This window comes from Stenotrophomonas sp. YJH_SMC_69 (assembly GCF_059370495.1).
Genome location: NZ_JCAFTS010000003.1, coordinates 1 through 12,297, shown reverse-complemented (window position 1 = coordinate 12,297; position 12,297 = coordinate 1). Strand labels below are relative to the sequence as shown.

10 protein-coding genes are annotated in these 12,297 nt (G+C 66.4%); 6 read left to right on the top strand and 4 right to left on the bottom strand.

Annotation, left to right across the window (positions count from 1 at the left end):
* Nucleotides 1-102: 102 nt before the first annotated feature.
* Nucleotides 103-954, bottom strand: a complete 852-nt coding sequence (locus AC5P8F_RS05615) for a pirin family protein (RefSeq protein WP_014648005.1) — start codon at nucleotides 952-954, stop codon at nucleotides 103-105.
* Nucleotides 955-1,169: 215 nt separating this feature from the next.
* Between AC5P8F_RS05615 and AC5P8F_RS05610 the strand changes: the two genes are divergently transcribed.
* On the top strand, nucleotides 1,170-3,251 hold the full coding sequence (locus tag AC5P8F_RS05610; protein WP_014648006.1) for a carbon starvation CstA family protein: 2,082 nt from the start codon (nucleotides 1,170-1,172) through the stop codon (nucleotides 3,249-3,251).
* Entirely contained in the window at nucleotides 3,251-3,475 is a 225-nt protein-coding gene (locus AC5P8F_RS05605) for a YbdD/YjiX family protein (RefSeq protein ID WP_032958992.1), read from the top strand. Before AC5P8F_RS05610 ends, AC5P8F_RS05605 begins: the two co-directional genes overlap by 1 nt.
* Before the next feature lie 117 nt (nucleotides 3,476-3,592).
* Here AC5P8F_RS05605 and AC5P8F_RS05600 read toward each other — a convergent pair whose 3' ends face one another.
* The gene (locus AC5P8F_RS05600; RefSeq protein WP_053496043.1) at nucleotides 3,593-4,843 is read right to left on the bottom strand and encodes a DUF819 family protein; all 1,251 of its coding nucleotides are present in this window, start codon (nucleotides 4,841-4,843) and stop codon (nucleotides 3,593-3,595) included.
* 157 nt (nucleotides 4,844-5,000) lie between these two features.
* Here AC5P8F_RS05600 and AC5P8F_RS05595 point away from each other — a divergent pair, with 157 nt between their 5' ends.
* Nucleotides 5,001-5,390 carry a VOC family protein gene (locus AC5P8F_RS05595; RefSeq protein WP_014648009.1) on the top strand — a complete coding sequence of 130 codons (390 nt, stop codon included), beginning with the start codon at nucleotides 5,001-5,003 and terminating at the stop codon, nucleotides 5,388-5,390.
* A gap of 86 nt (nucleotides 5,391-5,476) precedes the next feature.
* On the opposite strand, the gene AC5P8F_RS05590 is transcribed toward AC5P8F_RS05595, so the two are convergent.
* Nucleotides 5,477-6,763 carry a sensor histidine kinase gene (locus AC5P8F_RS05590; RefSeq protein ID WP_032958989.1) on the bottom strand — a complete coding sequence of 429 codons (1,287 nt, stop codon included), beginning with the start codon at nucleotides 6,761-6,763 and terminating at the stop codon, nucleotides 5,477-5,479.
* Nucleotides 6,750-7,463, bottom strand: coding sequence for a response regulator transcription factor (locus tag AC5P8F_RS05585; protein ID WP_014648011.1), 714 nt, complete (start codon nucleotides 7,461-7,463; stop codon nucleotides 6,750-6,752). The genes AC5P8F_RS05590 and AC5P8F_RS05585 overlap by 14 nt, the downstream gene beginning before the upstream one ends.
* Nucleotides 7,464-7,594: 131 nt before the next feature.
* Between AC5P8F_RS05585 and AC5P8F_RS05580 the strand changes: the two genes are divergently transcribed.
* The 3 genes from AC5P8F_RS05580 (at nucleotide 7,595) to AC5P8F_RS05570 (ending at nucleotide 11,823) form a co-directional block, all read left to right on the top strand.
* Nucleotides 7,595-9,298, top strand: a complete 1,704-nt coding sequence (locus tag AC5P8F_RS05580) for an ArnT family glycosyltransferase (RefSeq protein ID WP_050483544.1) — start codon at nucleotides 7,595-7,597, stop codon at nucleotides 9,296-9,298.
* Between the two features lie 111 nt (nucleotides 9,299-9,409).
* Nucleotides 9,410-10,177: a phosphatase PAP2 family protein gene (locus tag AC5P8F_RS05575; protein WP_041863683.1), complete on the top strand. Its 768-nt coding sequence runs from the start codon at nucleotides 9,410-9,412 to the stop codon at nucleotides 10,175-10,177.
* Nucleotides 10,174-11,823 carry a phosphoethanolamine transferase gene (locus tag AC5P8F_RS05570; RefSeq protein ID WP_014648014.1) on the top strand — a complete coding sequence of 550 codons (1,650 nt, stop codon included), beginning with the start codon at nucleotides 10,174-10,176 and terminating at the stop codon, nucleotides 11,821-11,823. The genes AC5P8F_RS05575 and AC5P8F_RS05570 overlap by 4 nt, the downstream gene beginning before the upstream one ends.
* The last annotated feature ends 474 nt before the right edge of the window (nucleotides 11,824-12,297 follow it).

Here is a 12,297-nt window from a genome sequence, read left to right as displayed (position 1 = left end):
CATCCCCGCAATGCACCTCGATCGGCAGGTAGTGCCGGCCGCCGGCCGGCAAACCCTTCGGTCCTGATCAAAAGCAGGTGCCGGCCGGCGGCCGGCACTACCTCAGAACCTGCCTTCCTGGAAATCGACGAAGGCCTGCATCAGTTCCTGCCGCGTGTTCATCACGAACGGGCCGTGCCGCATCACCGGCTCGCGCAACGGACGGCCGGCCACCAGGATCAGCCGCGCGCCTTCGCTGCCAGCCGAAACATGCAGCTGTTCGCCGCCGCCCAGCACCGCCAGCTCCTGGCGCGCAACATCACGGGCGGCGTCCTGTTCACCCACCGTCAGTCCGCCTTCAAATACATAGGCAAAGGCGTTGTGGCCTTCCGGCAGCGTGTAAGTCCAGGCCCGGTCGGGCGCCAACGTGATGTCGAGATACAGCGGCTCGGTGGCCGGCTGCACGATCGGGCCGCGGGTGCCGTCGACCGAGCCGGCGATCACCTTCACTTCCACGCCGGCTGCCGGCTGCACCACGGGAATGCGCTCGGGCGCGAACTCCTGGTACTTCGGCTCGGTCATCTTCTCCTTCGCCGGCAGGTTCACCCACAGCTGGAATCCACGCATCTGCCCGCTTTCCTGCTCGGGCATCTCCGAGTGCACCAGGCCGCGGCCAGCGGTCATCCACTGCACGCTGCCCGGGGTCAACAGGCCTTCGTTGCCATGGTTGTCGCGATGCCGCATGCGTCCGTCGAGCATGTAGGTGACGGTCTCGAAACCGCGGTGCGGGTGTTCCGGGAAGCCGGCGATGTAGTCCTCGGCCCGGTCGGTGCCGAATTCATCGAGCAGCAGGAACGGGTCCAGGTCCGGCAGCGTCGGGCCGCCGATGACGCGGGTCAGGCGCACGCCGGCACCGTCGGAGGTGGGCATGCCACGGATGGTGCGCAGCACGCGGACCGGTTCGGGAAGGCTCATGGCGACTCCTGTGGGATGGATGCCCCTGAAGATGGACGCCACATGGCCGTACGCCAATGGATGGCACCGCAACCAATTGTTCCATCCCTGATGTTGGCTGCACGTCAGCGCCACCGTCGTACGACCAAAGTACTACCGCCGATTCGTCCTGTGCCAATTGACCCTGTCGTGGGCAAGCAGGACTCTTTGACTGTCTTTCCGGGAGAGAGCACCTCATGAAAGGGTTTTCCAAACTGGGCTGGGCGGCACTCGCCCTGCTCGGCGCATTCTGTCTGGGCACCGTCGCCCTGCGCCGCGGCGAGCACATCAACGCACTGTGGATCGTGGTGGCCGCGGTCTCGCTGTACCTGGTCGCCTACCGCTTCTACAGCCTGTTCATCGCCAACAAGGTGATGCAGCTGGATCCGACCCGGGCCACCCCGGCGGTGATCAACAACGATGGCCTCGACTACGTGCCGACCAACAAGCACGTGCTGTTCGGCCACCACTTCGCCGCCATTGCCGGCGCCGGCCCGCTGGTCGGCCCGGTGCTGGCCGCGCAGATGGGCTACCTGCCCGGCCTGCTGTGGCTGGTGGTGGGCGTGGTGCTGGCCGGCGCAGTGCAGGACTTCATGGTGCTGTTCCTGTCCAGCCGTCGCAACGGCCGCTCGCTGGGTGACCTGGTGCGCGAGGAGATGGGCCAGGTACCCGGCACCATCGCCCTGTTCGGTGCGTTCCTGATCATGATCATCATCCTGGCGGTGCTGGCGATGGTGGTGGTCAAGGCGCTGGCCGAAAGCCCGTGGGGCATGTTCACGGTGATCGCGACGATGCCCATCGCGATCCTGATGGGCGTGTACATGCGCTACATCCGCCCCGGCAGGATCGGCGAGATTTCGGTGGTTGGCCTGATCCTGCTGCTGGCCGCGATCTGGTACGGCGGCAAGGTCGCCGCCGACCCGGTGTGGGGGCCGGCGTTCACCTTCACCGGCACCCAGATCACCTGGATGCTGATCGGCTACGGCTTCGTCGCCTCGGTGCTGCCGGTGTGGCTGCTGCTGGCCCCGCGCGACTACCTGTCGACCTTCCTCAAGATCGGCACCATCATCGCGCTGGCCATCGGCATCCTGGTGGTGATGCCGGAACTGAAGATGCCGGCGCTGACCCAGTTCGCCGCCAGCGGTGATGGCCCGGTGTGGAAGGGCGGCATGTTCCCCTTCCTGTTCATTACCATCGCCTGCGGTGCGGTCTCCGGTTTCCACGCACTGATCTCCTCCGGCACCACGCCGAAGCTGCTGGCCAATGAAGCGCACATGCGCTACATCGGCTACGGCGGCATGCTGATGGAATCGTTCGTGGCGGTGATGGCGCTGGTGGCGGCCTCGATCATCGATCCGGGCATCTACTTCGCGATGAACAGCCCGGCCGCCGTGATCGGTGCCGATGCAGCCTCGGCGGCGCACTACATCACCAACACCTGGGGCTTCACCATTACCCCCGAGCAGTTGACCGCGACCGCGGCCGCCATTGGTGAACCGACCATCCTGCACCGCGCCGGTGGTGCACCGACGCTGGCGGTAGGCATCGCGCAGATCCTGCACGAAGCGATTCCCAGTGGCAGCGACGCGATGATGGCGTTCTGGTACCACTTCGCGATCCTGTTCGAAGCCTTGTTCATCCTGACCGCGGTGGACGCCGGTACCCGCGCCGGGCGCTTCATGCTGCAGGACCTGCTGGGCAACTTCGTGCCGGCCCTGAAGAAGACCGAGTCGTGGACCGCCAACATCATCGGTACCGCCGGCTGCGTGGCGCTGTGGGGCTACCTGCTCTACACCGGCGTGGTCGATCCGTTCGGCGGCATCCAGACGCTGTGGCCGCTGTTCGGCATCTCCAACCAGATGCTGGCTGGCATCGCGCTGATGCTGGGCACGGTGGTGCTGTTCAAGATGAAGCGTGACCGCTATGCGTGGGTCACTGCGGTACCGGCGGTGTGGCTGCTGATCTGCACCACCTACGCCGGCTTCATCAAGATCTTCGACAGCAACCCGGCGCAGGGTTTCCTGGCGCAGGCACACAAGTTCCAGGCCGCGCTCGCCAGCGATACGATCACTGCACCGGCCAAGTCGGTGGCGCAGATGAAGCAGATCGTGGTCAACGCCTACGTCAACACCGGCCTGACCGCGCTGTTCCTGCTGGTGGTCGGCGCGGTGCTGGTGTATTCGATCAAGACCATCCTGGCGGCACGCCGCAACCCGCAGCGCAGCGACCGCGAGACCCCGTACGTGGCGCTGAAGCCGCATGAAATGGTGGATCTGTGATGAGCACGCAACTGGTTCCCGCCGGCCAGTACCAGGCGCACCGCCGCATCTGGCGGCGCCTGGTGCAGACCGCACGACTGTGCTGTGGCATTCCTGATTACGACAATTACGTCCGGCACATGCTGGATAAGCACCCGGACCAGGAGCCGATGGATTACAAGACGTTCTTCCGCGAGCGCCAGGAAGCGCGTTACGGCGGGCGCAACGGCGGGCGCTGCTGCTGAGGGCCAGGCCTGCCTTTCAGCAGGCAAAAGAAAGCCGAGCGCGGGCTCGGCTCTACACGGGCAGAGCGGGTTCGCGGCGCACGCCGCGAACCCGCAACAGGATCGTCCGGCCAGGACTCAGGCGCCGGCCATCCACTTCAGGATCAGGCCGGTGACATACGCCAGCCCGGTGCCGGTGGCATAGCCCACCGTACCCAGCAGCACGCCCACCGGCGCCAGCGTCGGATGGAAGGCTGCGGCCACCACGGGGGCCGAGGCGGCCGCGCCGATGTTGCCCTGCGAACCGATCGCGAAGAAGAACAGCGGCGCGCGCAGCAGCTTGGCTACCCCCCACAGCACCAGCACGTGCGTGGCCATCCAGATCGCGCCAAGCAGGAACAGCCACGGCCGATCCAGCAGCGACAGCAGGTTCATCTGCATGCCGATGCAGGCGATCAGGAAGTACAGGAACACCGTGCCCAGCCGCGAAGCGCCTGCGGCTTCCAGCCGGCGCGCACGGGTGAAGCTCAGGCCCAGGCCCATCGCCGTGGACAGCAGGATCACCCAGACGAACTGGCTGTCGAGGCTGAACTGGCTGGCCCAGCTGACATTGGCCTTGAACCAGCCCGACAACGGCGCGGCGATGGCATGGGCCAGGCCGACGCCACCCAATGCCACGCCAACGATCACCATCAGGTCGGTCATGCTGGGAATGCGCGCGTTCTGTGCCTCGTAGGCGCTGATGCGTGCCTTCATCTCGTCGATGGCGCGGGTGTCGGCACCGTTGCGGGTATCGATCTGCTGCGCGCGGTTGGCCAAAAACAGCAGGATCGCCATCCACAGGCTGGCGCAGGCCACGTCGACCACCGCGAACTGGCCAAAGGTGGTGGCATCGGTGCCGAACACCTCGCGCATGGCCACCATGTTGGCGCCGCCACCGATCCAGCTGCCTGCCAGCGCGGCCATGCCGGCCCAGGTATCACCGGCCACCGTTTCCGGATGGATCAGCTTCATCAGCTGGAACGAGACGATGGCGCCGAGCATGATGCCGGCGGTACCGGCACAGAACACGATCAGCAGCTTTGGGCCGAGCTTGATGACGCCTTTCAGGTCGATCGACAGTGTCAGCAGGACCAGCGCAGCGGGCAGCAGCACGTCGCGCGCGACCGGGTTGTAGAGCGAGGTGTTGTGGCCATCGATGACACCGGCGGTGTTGTAGATGGCGGGGATGAAGTAGCACAGCAGCAGTGCCGGCACCCAGGCGAAGATCTTCTTCAACAACGGGGTCGGACCACTGGCGGCCCAGAAGATCAGGGCCAGGGTGGCGGCAATCAGGCCCAGTCCAACGATGTCGTTGCTGATCAGGGCGGTAGCGGGTTCGGTCGGCATGGGATCCTCTGTCGATCGAAAGAGCGGAGAAAAAAAGCGCCGCATGAAGCGGCGCAGGTCGAGATTAACATTGTCTTCACGCCTGGTCATGCTGCGCTGCTTGTCGCCTTCCCCTGCATTGACGACGATTGCGGCATCACCGTTGTGGAGCAGGCCCATGCAGCTTGGTGCGTTCTCTGTCAGCCTGTCCGTGAAGGACCTGGCCGCCTCCCGCGCGTTCCACGAAGCCCTCGGGTTCTCGGTCACCGGTGGCGATCCCACGCAGAACTGGCTGGTAATGCGCAGCAACGGCACGGTCATCGGGCTGTTCCAGGGCATGTTCGAGGGCAACCTGCTGACCTTCAACCCCGGCTGGGACCAGCACAGGCAGGAGCTGCCCCACTTCCAGGATGTGCGTGAACTGCAGGCGGAACTGGATGCCAAGGGCATCGAACTGGCAGTCCGCACTGACCCCGATGGCCAGGGGACCGGCTACCTGCAGCTGGCCGATCCCGACGGCAACGTGATCCTGATCGACCAGCACGTGGCGCGGCCGAACGGGCGGTAATGCGAACAGCCATTGCGTGGGTAGGCGTCGACCTTGGTCGACGGGCCGCATGCCAACCAAGGTTGGCATCTACCAGGACGGCCGGTTCAGGCCGGGCGCGAGGCACTGAAATCGAGCGTGACACGCGTTCCGCGCGGTTCGCAGGGCTGCAGCTGCAGGGTCCAGCCCAGGTGTTCGCACAGCCGCGCGATCAGGTCCAGGCCGATGCCGCTGCCACGATCGGCGCGTCCGCCACGGGCCATGCGCGCGTGGATGGCGGCAATCTCCTCCGGGCTCATGCCATGCCCTGGGTCCTGCAGCGTCAGCACCGCCGACGCACTCAACTGCAGCTCGATATGGCCGCGGCCGCTGTTCTCGATGGCATTGCGCAGCAGGTTGCCGATCGCCGCCTGCACCACTGCCATCGGCGCAACGATATCCACCGGCGCCGCCTGGATGCCGATGCTCAGGTCCTTGTCACCGAGCAGGTGGCGATGGTCGTCGACGATCTCCGGCAGCAGCTGGTCCAGGGCGATGCGCTCGGCACGCGCGGCCAGGCGTGCCGGATCACGCGCCAGCACCAGCAGCAGCTCGATCAGCTGCTCCACGCTCTGCGCTGTGCGCAACACCCGCTGCATCTGCTGGCGGGCGCGCTCGGGCAGGCCCGGTTGCTCCAGCGCGAGCTCGGCAGCACCGGTCATCACCGCGATCGGCGTGCGCAGTTCGTGGCTGGCGGTGCTGATGAAGACCCGCTCGCGCTCGACGAACTGCTCGTTGCGGTCCAGGTAGTCGTTCAACGCACCGGCGATGGTATGCAGCTCAGCGCTGCCGCGCGGATCGACTTCGATACGCTGGCCCTGCACGCCCGGCCGCAGCCCGGCAATGTGCTGTGCCAGCAGGCTCAACGGACGCACCATCCGCTCCATGCCGAACGACGCCATCAGCACGGTGACGAAGATCATGATCACCCCGGCCAGCATCACCCAGCGCGTGGCGAACTGTTCCAGGTCATGGAAATCGGAGATGTCAAGCGCCAGCGCCACCCGTCCCATCGACTGCGTTTCACGGACCATCACCGCCGTCTCGCGGCCCTTGACCATCACTCCGTCATGCAACCCAGGATGCAGGGAGCGCAGGCTCTCTGGCAGATTGACTGCGTCAAAGCGGTACAGGCTCAGCGTGTCCGAGTCCTGCCAGCGATAGTGAGGTTCGTGCTCGACATGCTCGACGATGCTGTCCAGTTCGGAATTGAGCAGCGCGCGCCACGCGGCGTGCTCGGCGTGTTCGTGCACGTAGTTGCCGACACTGAATACTGCAATCGACAGCAGTGCCAGGTACCCGAGCAACCACCACACCACCCGCCGGTACAGCGGCCCCGGCTTACGCGCCCTCATCAGCATTCCTGCCTGCGTCGGCAGCGTCCATCAGCGCCAACCGATAGCCCACCCGCGGCAGCGTATGGATCAGCTTGTCGGCAAACGGGCCGTCGACGCTGCGGCGCAGCTCGTAGACATGCGAGCGCAGCAGATCGCCATCCGGTGGCTCGTCGCCCCACAGGGCGAACTCCAGCTGCTGGCGGGTGACCGCACCGGGGCTGGCGCGCATCAGCACTTCCAGCAGCTTGCGGCAGGCCGGGTACAGGTGCAGCACCTGGCCACCACGCTGGGCTTCCAGGGTCGCCAGGTCCAGCACCAGGTCGCCCACCTGCAGGCGCTTGCGCGGATTGCGGCCCTGCGCGCGCAGCAGCAGCGCCTCCAGCCGCACTTCCAGCTCGGGCAGGGCGAACGGCTTGGTCAGGTAGTCGTCGGCACCGGCGCGGAAGCCGGCGATCTTGTCCGGCAGCTCGTCGCGCGCGGTCAGCATGATCACCGGCACCTCCGACGCGTGCTCGGCGCGCAGGCGACGCAGCACCTCCGGCCCCTCCATGCGCGGCAGCATCCAGTCCAGGATCACCGCATCGTAGGGGTGGCTGCCTGCCAGGTGCAGGCCGGTGATGCCATCCGGGGCCACGTCGAGCACGTGCCCGCGCGACTCGAAATAGTCGAACAGGTTGGCCACCAGCTGGCGGTTGTCCTCGATCACCAACAGACGCATGCACGAAAGATCCACGGAAGTTCGTACCATGGTAGCGCCGACCATGTCGGAATGCGGTCGCCCTGCGCCCGCTCCGACGCCTTTCCTACCCCAGCCACGTCAGAGTGGCGGTTTTGCTCCCGGAGCCTGCCGTGCCCGTAGCCCTGCCCCGCCGTTGGCGCCTGCCCCTGTTGTGGCTGCTGATCATCGCCGCGTTGGCCGCCGGTATCGGCCTGCGCCAGCCGCAGCCGCCGGACGAGCCGCGCTTCGTGCTGGCGGCCCGTACCATGGTCGAAAGTGGAGAATGGCTGCTGCCGCACCGGGGCGTGGAGCTGTACGCGGAGAAGCCGCCGGTCTTCATGTGGCTGCAGGCGGCCGCTTACGAGGTGGTCGGCAGCTGGCAATGGTCGTTCCTGCTGCCGTCGCTGCTGGGCGCCCTGCTCAGCCTGTGGCTGGTGTCGGACCTGGCACGGCGGCTGTGGTCGCCGCGGCATTCCCTGTACGCCCTCGCGGCGCTGTTCTGCACCCTGCAGTTCGGCCTGATGGCCAAGCGCGCGCAGATCGACATGGTGCTGGTCGGCATGACCACGGTGGCCCTGTGGGGATTGATGCGCCACCTGTGCGAGCGCCGCAACCTGCCCGCGCTGTGGCTGGCCGGTTTCGCCGCTGGCCTCGGCACGGTGACCAAGGGCGTGGGGTTCCTGCCGCTGCTGATGGTGCTGCCGTGGTTCGGCTGGTGGCTGTACCAGCGCCGCCGCGGGCGCAGCGTGGACGGTCCGCACCCGGCAACGCTGCTGTGGCTGATCCCGGCCTTCCTGCTGGGCGTGGCGGTGTGGCTTGCCCCGCTGGGCTGGGCATTGCTGCATGAGCCCAGCGCGTCCCTGCAGTCCTACGCCCACGAACTGCTGTTCAAGCAGACCGGCACCCGCTACGCCAACGCCTGGCACCACCGCCAGCCGGTCTGGTACTACCTGCAGGTGATCCTGACCTTGTGGCTGCCGGGCAGCCTGTTGCTGCCGATGCTGTTCAAACCCTGGTGGCGCCGCATCCGCCGTGGTGACTGCCGGCAATGGCTGCTGTTGGGCTGGGCGCTGCTGGTGCTGGTGTTCTTCAGTGCCAGCCCCGGCAAGCGCGAGGTCTATGTGCTGCCAATGCTGCCGGCGATGGCGCTGGCGGTGGCCCCGCTGTTGCCTGGCCTGCTGCGACGGCTGTGCGTGCGGCGCTACCTGTTCGGCTACACCGTGGTGCTGATGCTGGCCACCGGTGTGCTCGGGGTGATGCTGATGACCGAACATCCGTGGGCCCTGGCGCAGCTGGAACGGCGGGCGATGCCCGATTCGCTGCTGCCGGTGCTGGGAGATGGCCTGCTGACCTTTGCCATTGCCCTGGCCACGTTGATCGTGTGGCTGCGGGTGCGACGTGCCGCAACGCTGGTGTTGCTGACCCACGGCATGCTGTGGATGCTCTACGGCCTGGTGCTGATCCCGGCGCTGGATCCGTACGCATCAGCGTCGGCGGTGATGCGCCGGGTGGGCGCGCGGATCGGCCCGGATGCGGAGCTGGCACTGGTCGCCTGGCGCGAACAGAACCTGCTGCAGGCAGATCGGCCGGTGCGCGAGTTCGGCTTCAAGCGCCCGTGGGCCGAACAATGGCATGACGCCGGCCCGTGGCTGGCCGAGGCGCCGGGCAAGCGCTGGGTGCTGGTGCTGGACGATGCGATGAGCCCCTGCGTGGACCCGGCCAAGGTGATCGACATCGGCATTGCCAACAGGAATCGTTGGCAACTGCTTCCCGGTACGGCCTGGGACCCGAAGTGCCACGCCGAGCGGACCGGATCGACCGCCGAAGAAGACTGAACGGTGACGCGCGCCGGGGACTCATTAACCCGGCGCGAACGGGCGTCCGACCCTTCTCCGACATCGAGGTGACGAGCATGAGCGCGGATTCCCGAACCGCCCCTTCCCAGCATGCCCGTTCGTCCCATTGATGCGGCAGCGCCGCTTGCGACATCACCACTGGCGTCAAGATTCGCCGTAACTCACTTCTGGCTGCCTGTCGCAATCGGTCTGCCCGTGTTTACGCTGCTGATGGGTTTCGGCGGTGATCAATGGGTGGCCGATCACCTGTTCCGCCTCGAAGGTGGCCACTGGGCGTTGCAGGACGCCTGGGTCACCCGCACGGTGGTGCACAAGGCCGGCAAGTGGCTGAGCACGTCGGCGGCGCTGGTGGCGATCCTGTTGTGCGTGCACCACTGGCGCAAGGGGGGCGATCGCACCCTGCGATGGGCGCTGCTTTATGTCGTAATTGCCATGGCGCTGGGTACGGGCGTGATCTCCCTGCTGAAGACCCTGGTGCCGATGGAATGTCCCTGGGACCTGCTGCGCTACGGTGGCCATCAGCCCTATATCGGGCTTTTCACGCAGCGCCCGGCCGGCATGGCCGCACAGGCCTGCTTCCCTGCCGGCCACGCCAGCGCAGGCTATGCGTGGCTGTGCCTGTACTATTTCGCCCTGCTGTGGCGCCCGTCGTGGCGCTGGGCAGGCTTGTGGATCGGCCTCGGCACCGGCCTGGTGTTCGGCATCAGCCAGCAGCTCCGGGGCGCGCATTTCCTTTCGCATGATGTTGCCACCGCGTTGATATGTTGGCTGCTGTCACTCGGCCTGTACCTGATCGTCAAAGGCATCCTGATCCGCCGTCAGCTGGACCGTCCCAACCGCCAGGAGGCAAACGCATGAGTGCATCGGTCCAACGCCCCGCCCGCCCTTCCGCGCTGGCGGGTCTTCGCCACTGGCGGCCACAGCTGTCCACCGAAGCACTGATCGCGTTCACCAGCCTGTTCTTCGCGGTGGCCGGCAACGGCCTGTTCTGGCACAGCGCGATGGCCAGCCATCCGGGCAGCCTGCGCTACGCGCTGTCGCTGCTGCTGTTGCTGCTGGGTGCGCACGGCGTGCTGCTGGGCATCCTGGTCTGGCGCTGGAACGCCAAAGTGGTGATCAGCCTGCTGCTGCTGGTGACCGCATTCGCCGCACACTACATGAGCCGCTACCACATCTACCTGGATGCGGACATGCTGCGCAACGTGCTGGCGACCGACCCCAAGGAAAGCCGCGAGCTGATGACGGTATCGCTGCTGTGGCCGGTACTGCTGCTGGCAGTGCTGCCGATGGTGGTGCTGTGGCGCGTGCAGCTGCGCCGCCGCAGCTGGGGCCGCAGCCTGCTCTGGCGCGTCGGCTTCCTGGTGGTGGCGGCAGTGACGGCTGTCGGCGGCGCGTTGATCTCGTTCCAGGATGTCTCGGCACTGATGCGCAACCAGCGTGAAGTGCGCTATCTCGCGACACCGGCCAATGTCCTGTTGGGCATGCCGCGTGCATTGCGTGGCGACAATCCGGTGCAGCGCGCGCCGAAGCTGCCGATCGGCACCGATGCCAAGGCCACCCCGCGCGCGCCGGCCAGCAAGCCGCGCCTGCTGGTGATCGTCATGGGCGAGACCGTGCGTGCGCAGAACTGGGGGCTCAACGGTGGCCGCAACACCACCCCGGAACTGGCGCAGGCCAGCGTGATCAATTTCCCGGACATGCATTCGTGCGGCACCAGCACCGAGGTTTCGTTGCCGTGCCTGTTCTCGCCGTGGGGCCGCCATGACTACGACGAGAAGAAGATCCGCGCGCACCAGTCGCTGCTGCACGTATTGAACCGTGCCGGCATCGCACCGTTGTGGCGTGACAACCAGTCCGGCTGCAAGGGCGTGTGCGAAGGCCTGGACTTCCAGTCCCTGTCCGATGCCACCACGCCGGGCCTGTGCGCCGATGGCCGCTGCATGGACGAGATCCTGCTGCAGGACCTGGCCACCCAGGTACGCGCCAGGCCCGGCGACCGGGTGGTGGTGCTGCACCAGCTGGGCAACCACGGTCCGGCCTACTTCGAGCGCTATCCGCCCGCATTCCGCCGTTTCACCCCGACCTGCGATACCCGTGACATTGGCCGTTGCTCGCGCGAAGAGATCACCAACAGCTACGACAATGCCGTGCTGTACACCGATCACTTCCTGACAAAGACCATCGGCACGCTGCAGGGCATGCAGGATTACGACACGGCGATGATCTACCTGTCCGACCACGGCGAGTCGCTGGGCGAGAAGGGCCTGTTCCTGCACGGCGTGCCCTACGCCATCGCCCCGGCCGAGCAGACCCGGGTACCGATGACGATGTGGTTCTCGCCAGGCTTCGCCAGCAGCCGTGGGCTGGACCTGCAGTGCGTGCGCAAGCGTTCGGCGGCGTATACCGACCATGACAACCTGTTCCCGTCGGTGCTGGGCCTGATGCAGGTGAAGACCTCGCTGTACGAACGCGACCGCGACGTGTTCGCCAACTGCGAGAGTTGAGGGGTGTTCGGCAGGGCTTGCAGCCCTGCACCTGCCGGGGCAACGGCCGAAGCAACAGCAACAGCGTGCATTCCGTGGGATGGCGGGGTGGGCCCGGTTGCGGGAGACGCCGTAAACCCATCCTTGGGGGCTTGGCCGCGGCATCCATGCCGCGGACACTCCCGCCACCGGACCCACCCCGCCTTCGACAGTTTTCCGCGATCTGTTGGACATGCCGATGGGGTCGGATCCGTTTTCCGTAGGAAAACGGATCCGACCCCATTTTGATTGTCGATATCTGACAGATGTGTCGACCAAGGTCGACACCTACCGACAGCACACGGAATCTGTCAGAGGTGGGGCGGTGTCGGAGTGCGGGGTGTCAGCCGCATGGATGCGGCTGCCAAGCCTTATCTGATCGGAATCTGGCAGCGTAGGTGTCGAGAGCCGGCGTGGGCCGCCGTGTAAGCCTGGATCTCGACGATCGCCATGTAG